This window comes from Microbacterium sp. X-17 (assembly GCF_039615055.1).
Window position 1 is genome coordinate 939,307 of record NZ_JBDHNI010000003.1, and the last position, 15,680, is coordinate 954,986.

Sequence of the window (15,680 nt, forward strand, 5' to 3'; positions counted from 1 at the left end):
GGACGACGCTAGCGGTCGACCGGCACCAGCGCGTCGGGGGCGAGCACCGCGTCCGTCGTTATGTGCTTGGCGGCGCGGATCCGCGTGACGACCAGCGCTCCCGCCGCCGCCGCTGCGGCGATGAAGAACAGCGCGGCGATCGCGAGGTCCACCCACTGACGGCGGGTGAAGCCCATGTGGTGCCCGACGGCGACCGTCGCGAGGCCGTGGTCGACAGCCGGCGTGGTCAGGGCGCCCAGAGCGACCGCCGCCACGACGAACGCGAACCCGAACAACGACCAACCGACACTGCGCATGGTCCCATTCAAACCCACGGGATGCGCCGGGCAACCCCGCCGGGCCGATCGTTATCGGTCGTTCAGGTAACGAACGAACTGACAGGACACGCCGTGTCACGGGCGGCGCAGGCGGCGTGTCCCGTCAGTTGGATGGCGGTCAGCGGACGGCGAGGTCGACGATCCGGCGGCAGAGGTCGGCGTAGCCGATGCCGACGGCCGCGGCGGACTGCGGGAGCAGGCTGGTCGCGGTCAGGCCGGGCAGCGAGTTGACCTCGATCGTCCAGAGCACCCCCTCGCGGTCGAGCCGGAAGTCGGTGCGGCTGTAGCCGGAGAGCCGCAACGCCCGGTGTGCGGTCAGCGCCGCCGCCCTGGCCTCGGCGGCGACCTCGGCCGGCACGTCGGCCGGGAACGTCTCCGCCACCGCGCCCGGCTGGTACTTGTCGCCGTAGGTGAACGCGGCATCGGGGTCGACGTCGATCTCCCCCACCGCGAGCGCCTCGTCGCCGAGGACGCCGACCGTCAGCTCGCGCCCCGGCACGAAGCGCTCGAAGAGCACGGAGCCGAAGACGGCCGCGCGCGCGACCGCGGCGTCCAGGTCGTCCGGGTCGCGCACGATGCTCAGCCCGACGGTCGAGCCCTGCGCGTTCGGCTTCACGACGACGGGGAGGCCGAGCTCCGCCGCCGCAGCGCCGGGCTCCAGCGGGTCGAGGGCCCAGTCGGGCGTGCGCACGCCGGCCTGGAGGAGCACGCGCTTGGTGAGCTCCTTGTCCATTGCGAGCCCGCTGCCGAGCGGACCCGACCCGGTGTACGGGACGCCGGCGAGCTGCAGGAGGGCCTGAAGCTCGCCGTTCTCGCCGGAGCCGCCGTGCAGCGCGAGGAACACCAGGTCGACGCCGGCGACCTCAGCGGGCAGCCGCAGCGCGCTCCCGGGGCCGGCCAGGCGCGCGAGGGCGGTGGACTCGGGAGGAGCGACGCCGACCGCGCCGGTCAGGACGCGCGCCTCCGCGGCCGCGTCGAGGGCGCCGGAGGCCGTGTCGACGGCCAGCACCTCGTGCCCGAGGCCGCGCAGCGCGCGCACCACCGGCGCCGCACTCGCGATGGACACGTCGCGCTCTTCGCTCGACCCTCCGAACAGCACTGCGATCCGCATCCCGCCACCGTACCCCGGCGCGCCCGCGCCCGCCTCAGGCCTCGCGGGTGATGGAGACGGAGACGAACAGCTCGGAGCCGGCGGCTCCGGAGTAGACGCCGCGCAGCGGGGCGACGTCGGCGTAGTCGCGGCCGTGCCCGACCCGGACGTGCCGGTCGCCGATCGGGATGCCGTTGGTCGGGTCGTAGCCGTGCCAGCCGCCGCAGAACCACTCGACCCAGGCGTGCGACTCGCCGACCACCGTCTCCCCCACCGCCGCGTCGGCCTTCGGGTGCAGGTAGCCGGACACGTACCGGGCCGGGATGCCGGCCGAACGCAACGCCCCGATCGCGACGTGCGCGATGTCCTGGCAGACGCCGCTGCGCGACTCCCAGGCCTCGCGTGCCGTGGTCCGCACGCCCGTGACCCCGCTCTCGTAGGTCATCGCCTCCCCGACCGCGGCGGCGATGCCCTGCGCGACGGAGCACGGATCGCCCGCGGCGCCGGCCTCCGCCGCCAGCGCGACCAGCGACGCGGGCGGCTCGGTCAGCGGCGTCTGCCTGAGCTGCTGCACGCACTCCCCCGACCGCGCGACCGCCTCGGCCAGCTCCGGCCAGCCGAGCGGGTCCGGCGCGTGCTGCGCGTCCAGGACCTCCACCAGGCTCGTGGCCGTGATCGTCAGCTCGCGATGCGGGTTCAGCACGTCGAAGGCGAGCACGCGCGTGCCCCAGTAGTCGGTGTACTGGTGGTGCGACGAGACCGGTCGCACGTCGAGCGCGCTGTGCAGGACGAGCTGCCCGTCGCCGGAGGCCGGCATCATCCGCGCCTCGTTGTAGGAGGCCGACACCTCCGCCCCGTACCGGTAACCGGTCGAGTGGGTCACCCGCAGCCGCTTCATGCCCGCTCCCCCGTCCAGCTCGGCGCCGTGCTCTCCGGGAAGTAGCGCCGGGTGATCGCGGACGTCGCCGCGCTGGTCGCCTCCTGGACGACGGCCATGTGCGCGGGGAGGTCGTCCAGCACCTCCGCGACCGGCCGGAACTCCAGCTCGCTCTGCACCTGGCCGAGCAGCCGCACGGCCCGGTCGGACACGCCCGCGCGCTCGTGCCGGGGCTCGATGTCGCGCAGGCTCTCCACGGCACGGGTGATCGCGTAGAGGATCGAGCGCGGGAACAGCCGGTCGTGCAGCAGGAACTCGGCGGCGTTCCGGGTGGAGGGCACCCCGCGATACGTGCGCAGGTACGCCTCGTAGGCGCCGCAGGAGCGCAGGATGGTCGTCCAGCTCGGGCCGCTGGCCTCCGTCAGCGAGCGGGTCGCGAGCAGCCGGGCGGTCATGTCCGCACGCTCCAGGCTGCGGCCGAGCGTGAAGAAGTGCCAGGCCTCGTCGCGGCTGGCGCCGGAGTCCATGATCCCCACGGCGAGCGCCGTGCGGTCGCGCACCCAGGTGAAGAACTCGTGGACCTTGTCGCTGGCCACCCGGCGCGGCACCCGCGCGGCGGTCGTGTTGAGGCACTCCCACAGCTCGGTCGAGACGATCTCCCTGGCGCGCCGGGCGTTCTCGCGCGCCGCGCCAAGCGAGTAGGCGATGGAGGCCGGCGTCGTGCGGTCGACGGCGAGGAGGCGCAGGACGTCCTCCCGCCCGATCGGACCGGGCACGGTCGCGGAGCCCATCACGCCGAGCAGCGAGCGGCAGGCGGTGTCCTCGTCGATCCACGGGTCCTCCAGGAGCAGCTGGAGGTGCACGTCGAGGATGCGCGCGGTGCCGTCGCTGCGCTCGACGTAGCGGCCGATCCAGAACAGGGAGGACGCGATCCGACTCAGCATCACCCCACCTCCCGTCGCCCGGGCGTGCGAGGGGCACGTTGTTGTCGCTTTCGGGGCTCGTAAATGACAACAACGTGCCCTTCGGCGAGCTGCTGCTGCTGTTGTTGCTGTTGCTGGTCGGTGCGGGGGGCGTCCTCCAGGGAGTGATCGGGCGCGGGCAGCGGAGGCGCGGCGGCCTGGTCGGCGACGAGGCCGGGCACGTTCCGGGGCTCCGGCCTCTCCTCGGCGCGCGGCTCGCCGGACGCCGCCATCCCGACCACCCAGGTGTCCTTCGACCCGCCGCCCTGGCTGCTGTTGACGACGAGCTGCCCCTCGGCGAGCGCCACGCGCGTCAGCCCGCCCGGCAGCACCCAGACCTCCCGCCCGTCGTTGACCGCGAACGGGCGCAGGTCGACGTGCCGCGGCCGCATCCCGTCGTCCACGAGCGTGGGGATAGTGGAGAGCTGCACGACCGGCTGCGCGATCCAGCCGCGCGGGTCGGCGAGCAGCTGCGCCCGCAGCCGAGCCAGCTCTTTGCGGTCGGCGTCCGGCCCGATCACCAGCCCCTTGCCGCCGGAGCCGTCGACTGGTTTGACGACCAGCTCGTCCAGGCGGTCGAGCACCTCCGCCAGGGCGTCCGGCTCCTCCAGCCGCCAGGTGTCGACGTTCGGGAGGACCGGCTCCTCTGCCAGGTAGTACCGGATCAGGTCGGGCAGGTAGGTGTAGACGAGCTTGTCGTCGGCGACGCCGTTGCCGATCGCGTTGGCGATGGTCACCGTGCCGAGCCGCGCGGCGAGCATCAGCCCCGGCGTCCCGAGCACCGAGTCGACCCGGAACTGCAGCGGGTCGATGAAGTCGTCGTCGATGCGGCGGTAGATCACGTCGACGCGCTGCGGGCCGGAGGTGGTGCGCATCCACACCGTGCCGCCGGAGCAGAACAGGTCGCGGCCCTCCACCAGCTCCACCCCCATCAGCCGGGCGAGCAGGGTGTGCTCGAAGTACGCGGAGTTGTAGACGCCGGGGGTGAGGACGACGACGTTCGGGTTCTCCATGCCGCCGGGCGCGCTCGCCTTCAGCGCCTGCAGCAGCCGGTACGGGTAGTCGCCGACCGGCCGCACGCGCATCGACGTGAACAGCTCGGGGAGGGTCTGCGCCATGACGCGCCGGTTGGAGATCACGTACGAGACGCCGCTCGGCACCCGCACGTTGTCCTCCAGCACGCGCCAGCCGCCCTGCTCGTCGCGGATCAGGTCGATGCCCGACACGTGGATGCGCACCCCGTTGGCGCTCTCCACCCCGGCGGCCGCACGGTGGAAGTGCGCGGAGGAGGTGATCAGGCCGGCCGGGATGACCCCGTCGCGGACCGCGTTCTGCGCGCCGTAGACGTCGCTGAGGAACGCCTCCAGCGCCCGGACGCGCTGCTTCACGCCGGACTCGATCCGCGACCACTCGGCCTGCTCGATCACCCGGGGGACGGCGTCGAGCGGGAACGGCCGCTCCTCCCCCGCGAAGTCGAACGTGACGCCCTGCGCGAGGTACGAGCTGGCGAGCGCGTCGGTGCGGCCGCGGAGCTCCTCCTGCGTCAGCGCCGCCAGCGCCGCGAACAGCTCGCGGTAGGCGGGCCGGGTGCGCTCGGCGACGGCGCCACGGACGTCGGCGAACATCTCGTCGAACGGCGTGGTCCGGCCGCGCTTGCGCCGAGCGGTCTGCGTGCCGTACCCGCCGAACAGATCACCCATGGCAGGACGCTACCGAGCGCCGGTTACCCGCAGATTTCGCCAGGTTTCGCGGACGTCACAACCTCCCGGTTCGGGTCGGTGACGGATTGCCACCAGAATGGGCGGATGAGCATCCCCATCTCCGGCACCCACTTCGGTCTCACCGCCGGCGACTACCACGCGACCATCGCGTCGGTCGGCGCCTCCCTGCGCACGCTGGAGTTCGACGGGAGGCCCCTTGTCGTCCCGTTCTCCGCCGACGAGGTGCGGCCGGCGTTCCGCGGCGCGACGCTGGCGCCGTGGCCGAACCGGGTCGTCGACGGCCGGTACACCTTCGACGGGACGGAGCGGCAGCTCGCGCTCACCGAGCCCGGCCGCGGCCACGCCCTGCACGGCCTCGCGACGTGGCTCGACTTCACCGCCATCGACCGCTCCCCCAGCAGCGTCACCCTGTCCGCGACGATCGAGGCGCAGGACGGCTACCCGCACCGCGTGGAGGTCGCGGTCGCATTCGAGCTGGACGAGGACGGCCTCCACACCACGGTCACCGGCACCAACACCGGCACGACGCCCGCGCCGTGGGGCACCGGCCCGCACCCGTACCTGGTGGCGGGCGAGGGCCGCGTGGACGACTGGACGCTCGACCTCCCGGCCGACAAGGTGCTCACGGTGACCGAGGACCGGCTGATCCCGGCCGGCCTCGCCGACGTCATGGGCGGCCCGTTCGACTTCCGGGCCGCGCGCCCGATCGCCGACACGTTCGTCGACCACGCCTTCACCGGGCTGCGCCGCGACGCCGACGGCACCGCGACGGTCTCGCTGCTCGCCCCCGAGGGCACCGGCGTCGCGATGACCTGGGACGCGGCGTGCCCGTGGGTGCAGGTGCACACGGCGGACCGCGACGTGCCGGAACTGAACCGGCTGGGACTGGCGGTGGAGCCGATGACGTGCCCGCCGGACGCGTACAACTCGGGGACGGATCTCATCGTGCTGGAGCCCGGGGAGTCGGCGGCGGCGGGGTGGACGATCCGGGCGCTGTGAGCGCGCCCGTCGACACACAGCGTGGCCTTCTGGGCGCGCAGCGCCCGTAGAGGGGTCGCGACACGCCGTTATGAGCCCCGCGTAACGGCGAGTTCCGACCCCTGTTCGTGAGCACTGTAGGGACGCCGCGTGGCGTGTTAACGGGTGATGCCCCCAGCGGAACCCGACCCGGCTGGGGGCATCGATGGCTGCACTAGGAGCAGCGTGGCGTCACGACAGAGGCAAGTACCCGTTCAAGCCTTCCGTCTACCACTGAGCCTCCGGATGCTTCACGGTGCTCGTGATTAGACGATACATGCTCGATGAGAGATTTCACAGACTTCCGCGATGCTATGCATGCATTAGCGGTGTCACGGCGGCCGGGGCGCGCATCCCACGACGGTGCGCGGCCCGGCCGGCCGGATTGGTGCGCGCGGCCATCCACGACTGGCCGCGCGCGGTCTGGAGGGGCTGCGAGCAGCCCGTCGCCGGCTAGCTGCCGGCGGGCTGCAGCGCCGCCACGATCGCCGCGGCGGTCTCGCGGCCGACGCGGATCGCGCCGTCCACGTGCTGGTAGCCCTTGCCCGCCAGGTCGCTGCAGGAGAAGTGGATCGGGCCGACCGGCGTGCGCAGGTCCGCGCCGTAGCGCGCCAGGCCGCCCATGTCGAAGCTCGCCGCGTAGGCGCCGCGGGTCCACTCCTCGCTGCCCCAGTCGCTCTCGTAGTACACGACGGGGCTCAGCGCCTGCACGCCGTAGTAGTGCGACAGCGACTCCAGGATGCGCGCCTTGCGCTCCTCCGGGCTCAGGCGGAAGGCGTCGTCGGCCGACTCGTCGGAGACGAAGCCGACAAGCGTGCCGCGCGGGTCGCCGTCGTAGCTGTTGTCGTACGCCTCGTGCACCAGCTCGTACGGGCTGAAGGCGGTGCCGCTGTAGCCGAGGTCGCGCCAGAACGGCGTCTCGTAGACGGCGTGCACCTTGATGACGAAGCCCATCGAGAGGTGCTGGTGGAGCTGCTGCTGGCGGCGCGGCAGCGGCGGCTCGTAGGAGATCCGGCTGATCAGCACCGGGGGCACGGCCAGGATCGCGAAGCGGGCCTTCACCTGCAGGTCGTCGGTGATCGCGGTCACACCGGAGTCGTCCCAGCGGAGGGTGCGCACCGGGGAGTCCAGGTGGACGTCGTCGCCCAGGCGCTCGGCGAGCAGCAGCGGCACCTGCTGGAGGCCGCCCTTCACGCGCTTGTCGAGGATGAAGTCGGCGTCGACCAGGTGGCTGAAGCTGCCGGCGCTGGCGGCCATGAGCAGGGCCTGCAGCGCGGAGAAGGCGTGCGCCGGCTTGGTGAGCATGGCGCCCGCGATGAACATGCCGATGTTGAGGCGGGCCTCCTCGTCGTCGGTCTGGGTCTCCAGCCAGCGGCGGAACGAGATCTCGTCCAGCTCCTTCGCCTGCGGGTGCTCCCACGGCCGGTCGGGGTCGATCTCGGCGACGAGCGCGTCCAGCCGCTCGATCAGGCCGACGATCTCCTGCTCGGTCGCCGGGGCGACGGGGAAGATCTCGCCCTCGAAGGTGCGGCGCACGCCGCCCTCGCCGAGGTAGATGTTGATGCCCTCGCGGTAGCGGGAGTAGGTCTCCAGCCCCAGCTCGGCGAGGGTGTCGATCAGCGCGTCCTGGTCGGGCGAGACCCACTGGCCGCCGATCTCCAGGGTTGCGCCGTCGATGTCGTTCGTCCAGAGCCGGCCGCCCACGCGGTCGCGGGCCTCCAGCACGGCGACGCTCAGGCCGGCCTTCGTCAGTTCCGTCGCGGCCGTGAGACCGGAGGCTCCAGCGCCGACGATGACGACGTCACGTTCGATGCTGTTCATGGCTATCACTCCTCCATCGGGGTTCACGAGGATGCTAGGCGCGCGCGCAACGCCTCATCATGTACACGCTGTCGAGAAGGTGAGTCAACCCTCGACGACGTGTATGTTCTGCTCGCTGCGCGCCTCGGCGGTCGCGGCGCCGGTCATCCGCAGGTAGACGATGAGCCAGCTGAAGACCAGGACGCCCGCCACCAGCTCCGCGGCGGTGAGGACGTAGTAGCCGACCGCGAACAGCACCAGGACGGCCACGATCGTGGCGAAGAAGACGTAGCCGAGGACGAAGAACGCCTGCGGCGCGGTCGGCAGCGCGCCGCGCACCCAGAACACGACGAGCGCGAAGACGAGGACCATCCCGACCGCCGACACGTTGTGCAGGAGGATCGAGATGTTCAGCGTGAAGATGCCGACGCAGGCCAGCAGCACGCCGATCAGGATGAGCCCGACGCGCACCCGCAGCACGGCCGACCGCCGCTTGGGGTCGAGGATGCCGCGGGCGTCCGTGGCGTACCGGGCGATCGCGGTCACGATGACGCCCGTCACGATGAGCGTGAGGTTGAACGTCAGCGAGGAGACGCTCTGCGACATCCCGAGGGCGCTGAGGTGCTTCTGCCACCAGTGCGGGTCGGGCGCGCTCAGCATGGAGGCGAGGATGCCGACCACGGCGAACGCCGCCAGCACGGTGGAGAGCCGCATCAGGTCCATCCCCGCGGCCGAGAGGAACACGGCGTACGCGGTCACGCCGGTGGCCGCGCCCGCGAGCACGGTCGCGGAGAGGAAGTAGACGGTCGCGTCCTGGAACCCGTTCGCGAGCACGGCGCCCAGCACCAGCCAGCCGAGCAGGGCCAGGATGCCGTGGGCCAGCGCGATCGCGACGGTGTCGAAGATGTCGACGCCCGTCGCGCGGTGCGGTGGGGCGCCGGGTGCGGACGCGGTCTGGAACGGGGTGAGCCCCTCCCGCCGCCACAGCCGCCCGGCGATGTAGGCGAGGAAGGCGAGGACCCCGGCCGCGATCGCGACGAACTGGCCGACGGAGTTCGGTCCGGCGATGGGGAGGCTGCTCCCCCAGAACACGAGCAGGGCGACGACGCCGGCGAGCACGAACGTGACGGCGCCGACCACGATCCCCGCGCCCTCGACCGTCAGCCGCGCCGGGGCGCTGAGGCCGCCGAACGTCGGCCGGACCCGATCCCTGGTGCTCATCGCGACCACCTCCCGCACTCCCGCGCGACCGGGCGCGGTCGACGTCGGGCACAATGTAACGCCGAGGGGCGGGGCCCGGCTATATGCGAGTCACCGCAGCAACCCCAGCGACCGCGCCGCGCTCACCGCGGCCGTGCGCGACCCCACGTCGAGCTTCGTGAAGATGTGGACCAGGTGCGACTTCACGGTGGCCTCGGTGATGTGGAGGCGGGCGGCGATGTCGGTGTTGGAGGCGCCCTCTGCCACGAGCTCCAGTACCTCCAGCTCGCGCGTGGAGAGGCTGGTCAGCGGGGCGCGCAGGCGGGCCATCAGGCGGGCGGCGATCACGGGCGCCAGGGCGCTCTCGCCTGCCGCCGCCGCGCGCACGGCGGCGACCAGCTCGTCCGGCGGGGCGTCCTTCAGCAGGTAGCCGCTCGCTCCCGCCTCGATCGCGGTGAGGATGTCGGCGTCGGTGTCGTAGTTCGTCAGCACGAGCACGTGCGGCGGGGCGTCGAGCGCGCGGATGCGGCGGGTGGCCTCGGCGCCGCGCGGGCCGTCGGCGAACTGGAGGTCCATGAGCACCAGGTCGGGCGCGAGCTGCTCGGCGAAAAGCACGGCGTCGTCGGCGGTGGCGGCCTCCCGGATCACCTCCAGGTCGTCCTCGGCATCGAGCAGCGCGCGGATGCCGGCGCGCACGACCGGGTGGTCGTCGGCGATGACGATGCGGATCATGCGTCGCCTCCCGTCACCCTCGTGGGCACGGTCACGGTCAGGCGCGTGCCCCGCCCGGGTGCGCTGTCGACGTCGAGGGTGCCGTCGAGCTGGGCGACGCGCTCGGCGATGGCGCGGAGGCCGAACGAGTCGGCGCCGCCCGGGCCGGCCGCGACCGTCGGGTCGAAGCCCACGCCGTCGTCGGCGACGACCAGCACGGTCTCGTCGCCGTCCGCTCGCACGGTCACCGACGCGCGGCTCGCGCGGGCGTGCTGCCGGACGTTCGCGAGCGCGCCCTGGGCGATGCGCAGCAGGGCGGTCTGGAGGTCCATCGGGAGGTCGAGCGACGGCGGCGTCTCGACCTCCACGCGGAGGCCGCCCGGGGTGGACTGGGCCTCGGCCAGCCGCCGCAGGGCCTCCCCCAGCCCGGCGTCGAGCGCGGGCGGGGTCAGCTCGCGGATGAAGGCGCGGGTCTCGGCCAGGCTGTCGGCGGCGGTCTCCCGCGCCAGGCGGACGTGCTCGATGCCGGGGCGGTCGGGGTCGGCGCGCTCGGCCGCGTGCAGGAGGAGCTGGATGCTGGAGAGGCCCTGCGCGACGGTGTCGTGGATCTCCCTGGCCAGCCGGGCACGCTCGGCGAGCGCGCCCTGCTCGCGCTCGGTCTCGGCCAGCCGGTCGCGGGTGGAGAGCAGCTCGGCGAGCAAAGCCTCCCGCTCGGCGGCTTCCTGGGCGAGAGCGCGATAGCCGAGGCCGAGCAGGATGGCGACGCCGGCGCCGATCAGCGGGCCGATGACCGCGGCCACCGAGAAGCCCTGGTGGAGGCCGAGCGCCAGGATCGCGATCGCGGTCGTGACCACGACGGCGACGGGGCCGAGCCGGCGCGGCAGCAGGTGGAGGAAGAGGAAGAACAGCGGGAACGACAGGTACGCGGCCTCCGGCACGAGGATCACCAGACCGACCCAGATCAGCGCCAGCGCCGTCACCCAGGCGGTCGCGGCCGCACGGCGCCGCGCCTCCGGCACCCGGCGGACGAACGCGCTCGACACATAGACGGCGGCGAAGAGGAGCACGAGCACGAGCCCGGCGACGGCGGCGGGAGGCGGCAGCGCCGGCAGCCGCACGAGCACCAGGACGAGCAGTCCCGCGATGAGCACGTGCAGCCCGACGCGCAGCCCGACGAAGACCGGGGTGAGGGCGCTGTGGGACATGACACGCCCAGCCTACGAAGCGCGCGCCGGGTTCGGCATCAATGGAAAGTCGGAGAGGAGGTTCGACCGGAACGACGATGTGACGCGCGAGCGGAGGGCGAAGGCTGAAGGGACACGGGCGGAACCGCTCCGCCCCGCAGAAAGGACTCCTCGTGTTCGTCGCCTGGCGCGACCTCCGGCACGCCCGCGGCCGGTTCATCCTCATCGGCGGCGTCGTCGCCCTCATCACCGTGCTGGTCGGCTTCCTCGCCGGCCTCACCGGCGGCCTCGCGGCCCAGAACGTCTCCGCGGTCCTCGGCCTCCCGGGCGACCGGCTCGTGCTGGAGAAGCCGGCGGGAGGCGCGGCGAGCTTCGGCGAGTCGGCGCTGTCCGCGTCGGCCGTCGACACGTGGCGGCAGGCCGGCGGCGTGACGGCCGCCGTGCCGGTCGGCATCGCGCAGTCGCGTGCGACGCAGGACGGCGCCTCGGCCGGCGTCGCGCTCTTCGGCCTCAGCGCCGACGCCGGCGACACCGGTGCGACCGCGCTCACCCGCCTCGCCCCCACCGCGGACACCGAGGTCGGCCTCTCCGCCGGTGCGGCGAAGGACCTCCACGCGGCCGTCGGCGACACCGTCTCGATCCTCGGCGCCGGCTACCGCGTCGCGACCGTCGGCGGCGACGCCTGGTACAGCCACACCCCGGTGATCGCGCTGACCCCGGACGCCTGGGCCGCCGCCGACAAGCGGATGGGCGGCGACGGCGAACCGACCGTCCTGGCCGTGTCGGGCAGCCCTCAGTGGGACGCTGTCGCGAGCCGCACCGGCACGTCCGCCCAGCCGGCCCTCCTGAGCCTGACCGCGCTCGAGACGTTCAAGAGCGAGATCGGCTCGCTCGGCCTCATGGTCGCGATGCTGTTCGGCATCTCCGCGCTCGTCGTCGGCGCCTTCTTCACGGTCTGGACGATGCAGCGCTCCGGCGACATCGCCGTGCTCAAGGCGCTCGGCGCCACGCAGCGGTCTCTCGTGGCCGACGCGCTCGGGCAGGCGCTCGTCGTGCTGGTAGCCGGGATCGGCGCGGGGATGCTGGTCGTCCTCGGACTCGGGGCACTGGCCTCCGGCGCGCTCCCCTTCCTCGTCGCGCCGCTCACCACGGTGGTCCCCGCCGTCGCGATGACCCTGCTGGGGCTCGCGGGCGCGGCCTTCGCCCTCCGCACCGTCACCTCCGCCGACCCACTCACCGCACTCGGGAGCAACCGATGATCACCCTCGACGACGTCACCCTCACCTTCCCCGACGGAGCCGCCCGCGTCACCGCGGTCGACCACGTCACCCTGCACGGCCGCCGCGGGGTGGTCACCGGGATCACCGGGCCGTCCGGCTCCGGCAAGTCCAGCATCCTCGCGCTGGCCGCCACGCTCATCCGCCCGGACTCGGGCAGCGTGCTGATCGGCGGGGAGGACGCGGCGGCGCTGACGGCGGAGCAGGCCACGAGCCTGCGCCGCGAGCGGATCGGGATCGTGTTCCAGCAGTCCAACCTGCTGGCCTCCCTCACCGCGCGCGAGCAGCTCCGGGTGATGGGCGAGCTCGGCGGTTCGCGGCGCCGGGCCGCCAGGGCGCAGGTGCGCGAGCGGGTGGACGAGCTGCTCGACGCGGTCGGGCTGGGCGCGCACGCGGACAAGCGGCCCGCCCAGCTCTCGGGAGGCCAGCGGCAGCGCGTCGCCATCGCCCGCGCCCTCGTCCGCAGCCCGCAGGTGCTGCTGGTGGACGAGCCGACGAGCGCGCTCGACCAGGAGAGCGGCGCCGCGGTGATGGATCTGATCGCCCGGCTCACGCACGAACGCGGCACCGCGACGCTGCTGGTCACGCACGACCTCGTCCAGTCGCCCGCACTGGACGAGCTGGTCACGGTGGTGGACGGGCGGGTCACGGGGGTCCCAGAGCCTGTTTAGGGGCGTCGTCTAAACTGCGTGACCGTGCAGGTGAGAGGCGTGAGCGAGACGAGGGGACGGCATTCGGCCGACCCGGTGATCGCGGCGCCCGTCCGCCGCACGCGCCGCCGGAAGTCCCGGGCGAACGGCGGACTCGTGGTCGTCGCGCTCACCCTGAGCGTCGGACTCGGGCTCACGCTGTTCGCGACCGGGCCGCACATCGACGTGCTCGCCCTGCTGAGCACGCCGCAGGAGAGCGCCGGGCACGGCCCGAGTGCGCCTCCGGCGCAGAGCGGCACGTCGTCGCGGCCGACCCCGCACGCTGTCCCGACGCCGGCGACGGCTGTCCCGCAGGACCCCGCGGTCGTGGCGCCGCCGGCGGCCGCCGTCACGCCCTCGCCCGTTGCTCCGCCGCCCGCCGCGGTCGTTCAGGCGCCGGCTCCAGCCCCGGCCCCCGCTCCCGCTGCGCCCGCGGCGGGCAAGAGCGGGTCGGCTCCCGGGCACACGAAGTCACCGCATCCGTGAGCCGGGGCCCCGCCTCCCGGCCACCAGGTCGTCGCCCAGCGCGTCCACCGGTCCGACGATCACCGACTCCAGGCGGCGCACGACGTCGAGGTAGTCGCCCGTCCAGATGATCCGGACGGCCCGCGCGACGATGTGGCCTGAGCCGTCGCCGAGGTCGTCCGCGACGACGTCGGCCAGCCGGTGGCGGTCCTCCGGGTCGGACGGCGAGGGCGCGGGGAGCGGCTCGCGCGCGACCAGGCTCGACGCGAGCTGGTCGTACCAGCCGTCGAGCCGCATGAGGGAGTCCTCCAACGACCGGCGGGCGCCCTCGCGCTCGTCGCCCGCGACCTCCTGCCGGCGCCAGAGGTCGAGGATGGCGTCGCTCGCCAGTCGGACCCCGGCGACGCCGCCGACCGACGCCGACACCTCCGCCAGTGGACGCTGCTTGCTGCCGCGCTCGCCCAGGTAGGTGCGGAAGGCGTCGTCCAGCCGACGAGCGGCGGCGGCCGCCCGGAGCGCCTGCTGCCGGGGCTCCGGATGCCCGGCCGCGTTCGTCTCGCACCGTGCCAGCCCGTAAGCGACGGTCGCGCCGAGGTAGCGCACGCTCTCCCGGTACGCCTCCGCCAGCGCCTGCCGGAGCGACGCGGCCGCTCCCCGCGGCCAGAACAGCAGCCCGACGATCAGGCTCACGGCGCAGCCGAGCGCGATGTCCTCGATGCGGATCAGGCCGACCGTCCACCCGGACGGCGCGATGAGGTTGAACAGCAGCACCAGCAGGATGGTGAACGCGGCCTGCCCCGCGGCGAACGAGATGGCGGCGGGCGCGATGCCCGCCACCAGGACGGCGACCGGGAGCAGCACCCAGATCACGACCCGGTTGTCGCCGATGGCGAGCATCGCGAGCGCGCCGACCAGCACGCCGACCGCGGTGCCGACCACACCGCGCAGCACGGTCTGGCCGGTGCTCAGCGCGTTCGAGCGGAGCACGGAGAGCGTGCCGAGCACGACCCAGAACGAGTGCTGCACGCCGGTGAGGTTCGCCAGCGCCACAGCCAGCCCGAGGGCGATGGCGCCGCGGATGCTGTTGCGGAGCCACACCGAGTTCCAGCCGATGAAGCCGCTCGCGCGCTCGGCGGCGGCGGCGACGGGGCCGGCCAGGTCGCCGGGCTGCCGCCCCACGAGGCGCTGCCACCAGGTGCGGCGCTCCGCGCGCGCCGTGAGCGCGATGTTCCCGGCGACCGTCTCGACCGCCTGGGCGAGCTCCTGCGCGCGGAAGCCCGGGTCGAGCGCGGTCACGACCTCGTCGGCGGCCCGGCGGCCGCCGTCCGGACCGGGGCCGACCGGGAGCGCCATCGTGGCGGCCTCCACGCCGGTGCGCGCCTCCACCAGGAGGGTGAGCGCGGCGTCCAGGGCGGCGGGGTCGCCGCCGTGCTGCGCGAGGAGGGTCGCGCCCTCCTCCAGCACCGCGGCCGACGTGCTCTTCACCTCGAACGCGGCGACGTGGACGGGACCGTGGATCGCCGCCGTGATCTTGACGTGGTCGAACTGGGCGATCACGGAGTTCAGCCAGTTCAGCTCATCCACCAGCCGGACGATCGTCCGCGCCGACGTGCTGAGGCCGGTCGGCCGGTACGGCGTGCGCAGGAACGCGGTGTGCAGGGCGTCGACCGCGGCGTCGGCCGCCGCGACGGCGCGGTCGCGCTCGGCCGCGAGGTCGGGGCTGCCGGCGCGGAGCATCGCCGCGGCCTCGGCCCGCAGCCGCGCTGCGAGCGCCCGGCAGGCGTCGACGGCGGGCGCGCGCAGCGGCTCCCGCGCGGGCGCCGGCCAGAGCGCGACGATCGCGACCACCGCCACGACCGCGGCGATCCCCCAGCCGAGCAGGCGCGGGCCGATCGCGGCGACGGTCCCGGGAAGCGTGACCGGCAGGATGAACGCCAGCAGCAGGGCCGTGCTCGCCGAGGCCGTGACCGAGCTCACCGAGCCCGCGAAGAGCACGAGGAACGCCACGACGGCCATCCCGACGGCGGACAGCCAGACCGGCCGTGACGCGAGCGTGCCGAGGCAGACGAGCACCGCGCCCGCCACGGCGAGCGCGAGCTGGGCCTGCACCCGGTCCACGAGCGGCCCGCTGAAGTCGACGAGGAGCAGCATCGCGAACGATCCGAAGGACGCGAACGTGGCGACCTGCCCGTCGTGGAGGACGACGATCCCGAACGCGAACAGCACGGGCATGACGATCGCGGCACGGCCGGCGCGGCGCAGGGCGGCGAAGTCGGGGTCGTGTCGCCTCAGCCAATCCGCCGCACGCATCCACCCTCCTCGCTCGTCACCGCACACCCTAGCCCGGTGCGCGCCGCCCGCGGAGTGGTG

The 15,680-nt window shown here is 73.7% G+C and carries 14 protein-coding genes; 4 read left to right on the forward strand and 10 right to left on the reverse strand.

Going from position 1 to position 15,680, the window contains the following annotated elements; translation table 11 throughout:
* Nucleotides 1-8 precede the first annotated feature (8 nt).
* The 5 genes from ABCS02_RS18700 to ABCS02_RS18720 form a co-directional block, all read right to left on the reverse strand.
* Nucleotides 9-296, reverse strand: coding sequence for a hypothetical protein (locus ABCS02_RS18700; RefSeq protein WP_345837168.1), 288 nt, complete (start codon nucleotides 294-296; stop codon nucleotides 9-11).
* A 139-nt stretch (nucleotides 297-435) separates the two neighbouring features.
* Complete coding sequence (locus ABCS02_RS18705; protein WP_345837169.1) at nucleotides 436-1,428, reverse strand: D-alanine--D-alanine ligase; 993 nt, start codon at nucleotides 1,426-1,428, stop codon at nucleotides 436-438.
* A gap of 34 nt (nucleotides 1,429-1,462) precedes the next feature.
* A complete protein-coding gene (locus ABCS02_RS18710; RefSeq protein ID WP_345837170.1) occupies nucleotides 1,463-2,305 on the reverse strand; it encodes a transglutaminase family protein in 843 nt (280 codons plus the stop codon).
* Entirely contained in the window at nucleotides 2,302-3,228 is a 927-nt protein-coding gene (locus ABCS02_RS18715; protein WP_345837171.1) for an alpha-E domain-containing protein, read from the reverse strand. Before ABCS02_RS18715 ends, ABCS02_RS18710 begins: the two co-directional genes overlap by 4 nt.
* Nucleotides 3,228-4,946: a circularly permuted type 2 ATP-grasp protein gene (locus tag ABCS02_RS18720; RefSeq protein ID WP_345837172.1), complete on the reverse strand. Its 1,719-nt coding sequence runs from the start codon at nucleotides 4,944-4,946 to the stop codon at nucleotides 3,228-3,230. The genes ABCS02_RS18715 and ABCS02_RS18720 overlap by 1 nt, the downstream gene beginning before the upstream one ends.
* 105 nt (nucleotides 4,947-5,051) lie before the next feature.
* Between ABCS02_RS18720 and ABCS02_RS18725 the strand changes: the two genes are divergently transcribed.
* Nucleotides 5,052-5,966 carry an aldose 1-epimerase family protein gene (locus ABCS02_RS18725; protein WP_345837173.1) on the forward strand — a complete coding sequence of 305 codons (915 nt, stop codon included), beginning with the start codon at nucleotides 5,052-5,054 and terminating at the stop codon, nucleotides 5,964-5,966.
* Between the two features lie 471 nt (nucleotides 5,967-6,437).
* Here the strand turns inward: ABCS02_RS18725 and ABCS02_RS18730 are convergent, their stop codons facing one another.
* The 4 genes from ABCS02_RS18730 to ABCS02_RS18745 all read right to left on the reverse strand — a co-directional run bounded on the left by ABCS02_RS18730 (nucleotide 6,438) and on the right by ABCS02_RS18745 (nucleotide 10,900).
* Nucleotides 6,438-7,805: an NAD(P)/FAD-dependent oxidoreductase gene (locus ABCS02_RS18730; RefSeq protein WP_345837174.1), complete on the reverse strand. Its 1,368-nt coding sequence runs from the start codon at nucleotides 7,803-7,805 to the stop codon at nucleotides 6,438-6,440.
* A gap of 84 nt (nucleotides 7,806-7,889) precedes the next feature.
* Nucleotides 7,890-9,005 carry a hypothetical protein gene (locus ABCS02_RS18735; RefSeq protein ID WP_345837175.1) on the reverse strand — a complete coding sequence of 372 codons (1,116 nt, stop codon included), beginning with the start codon at nucleotides 9,003-9,005 and terminating at the stop codon, nucleotides 7,890-7,892.
* 90 nt (nucleotides 9,006-9,095) lie between these two features.
* Nucleotides 9,096-9,716, reverse strand: a complete 621-nt coding sequence (locus ABCS02_RS18740; protein ID WP_345837176.1) for a response regulator transcription factor — start codon at nucleotides 9,714-9,716, stop codon at nucleotides 9,096-9,098.
* Nucleotides 9,713-10,900, reverse strand: a complete 1,188-nt coding sequence (locus tag ABCS02_RS18745; protein WP_345837177.1) for a sensor histidine kinase — start codon at nucleotides 10,898-10,900, stop codon at nucleotides 9,713-9,715. Before ABCS02_RS18745 ends, ABCS02_RS18740 begins: the two co-directional genes overlap by 4 nt.
* Nucleotides 10,901-11,052: 152 nt before the next feature.
* Here ABCS02_RS18745 and ABCS02_RS18750 point away from each other — a divergent pair, with 152 nt between their 5' ends.
* From ABCS02_RS18750 to ABCS02_RS18760, 3 genes are read left to right on the forward strand one after another with little or no spacing between them, the layout of a single operon-like run.
* Nucleotides 11,053-12,138: an ABC transporter permease gene (locus ABCS02_RS18750; protein WP_345837178.1), complete on the forward strand. Its 1,086-nt coding sequence runs from the start codon at nucleotides 11,053-11,055 to the stop codon at nucleotides 12,136-12,138.
* On the forward strand, nucleotides 12,135-12,827 hold the full coding sequence (locus ABCS02_RS18755) for an ABC transporter ATP-binding protein (protein ID WP_345837179.1): 693 nt from the start codon (nucleotides 12,135-12,137) through the stop codon (nucleotides 12,825-12,827). Before ABCS02_RS18750 ends, ABCS02_RS18755 begins: the two co-directional genes overlap by 4 nt.
* Before the next feature lie 39 nt (nucleotides 12,828-12,866).
* Complete coding sequence (locus ABCS02_RS18760; protein ID WP_345837180.1) at nucleotides 12,867-13,331, forward strand: hypothetical protein; 465 nt, start codon at nucleotides 12,867-12,869, stop codon at nucleotides 13,329-13,331.
* On the opposite strand, the gene ABCS02_RS18765 is transcribed toward ABCS02_RS18760, so the two are convergent.
* On the reverse strand, nucleotides 13,317-15,620 hold the full coding sequence (locus tag ABCS02_RS18765) for an FUSC family protein (protein WP_345837181.1): 2,304 nt from the start codon (nucleotides 15,618-15,620) through the stop codon (nucleotides 13,317-13,319). The genes ABCS02_RS18760 and ABCS02_RS18765 overlap by 15 nt on opposite strands.
* Between the last annotated feature and the right edge of the window lie 60 nt (nucleotides 15,621-15,680).

What these genes read in the sequence shown, in the direction of transcription:
- ABCS02_RS18700 (WP_345837168.1), bottom strand. Translation starts at nt 296, where the DNA reads ATGCGCAGTGTCGGTTGGTCGTTGTTCGGGTTCGCGTTCGTCGTGGCG.
- ABCS02_RS18705 (WP_345837169.1), bottom strand. Translation starts at nt 1,428, where the DNA reads ATGCGGATCGCAGTGCTGTTCGGAGGGTCGAGCGAAGAGCGCGACGTG.
- ABCS02_RS18710 (WP_345837170.1), bottom strand. Translation starts at nt 2,305, where the DNA reads ATGAAGCGGCTGCGGGTGACCCACTCGACCGGTTACCGGTACGGGGCG.
- ABCS02_RS18715 (WP_345837171.1), bottom strand. Translation starts at nt 3,228, where the DNA reads ATGCTGAGTCGGATCGCGTCCTCCCTGTTCTGGATCGGCCGCTACGTC.
- ABCS02_RS18720 (WP_345837172.1), bottom strand. Translation starts at nt 4,946, where the DNA reads ATGGGTGATCTGTTCGGCGGGTACGGCACGCAGACCGCTCGGCGCAAG.
- ABCS02_RS18725 (WP_345837173.1), top strand. Translation starts at nt 5,052, where the DNA reads ATGAGCATCCCCATCTCCGGCACCCACTTCGGTCTCACCGCCGGCGAC.
- ABCS02_RS18730 (WP_345837174.1), bottom strand. Translation starts at nt 7,805, where the DNA reads ATGAACAGCATCGAACGTGACGTCGTCATCGTCGGCGCTGGAGCCTCC.
- ABCS02_RS18735 (WP_345837175.1), bottom strand. Translation starts at nt 9,005, where the DNA reads ATGAGCACCAGGGATCGGGTCCGGCCGACGTTCGGCGGCCTCAGCGCC.
- ABCS02_RS18740 (WP_345837176.1), bottom strand. Translation starts at nt 9,716, where the DNA reads ATGATCCGCATCGTCATCGCCGACGACCACCCGGTCGTGCGCGCCGGC.
- ABCS02_RS18745 (WP_345837177.1), bottom strand. Translation starts at nt 10,900, where the DNA reads ATGTCCCACAGCGCCCTCACCCCGGTCTTCGTCGGGCTGCGCGTCGGG.
- ABCS02_RS18755 (WP_345837179.1), top strand. Translation starts at nt 12,135, where the DNA reads ATGATCACCCTCGACGACGTCACCCTCACCTTCCCCGACGGAGCCGCC.
- ABCS02_RS18765 (WP_345837181.1), bottom strand. Translation starts at nt 15,620, where the DNA reads ATGCGTGCGGCGGATTGGCTGAGGCGACACGACCCCGACTTCGCCGCC.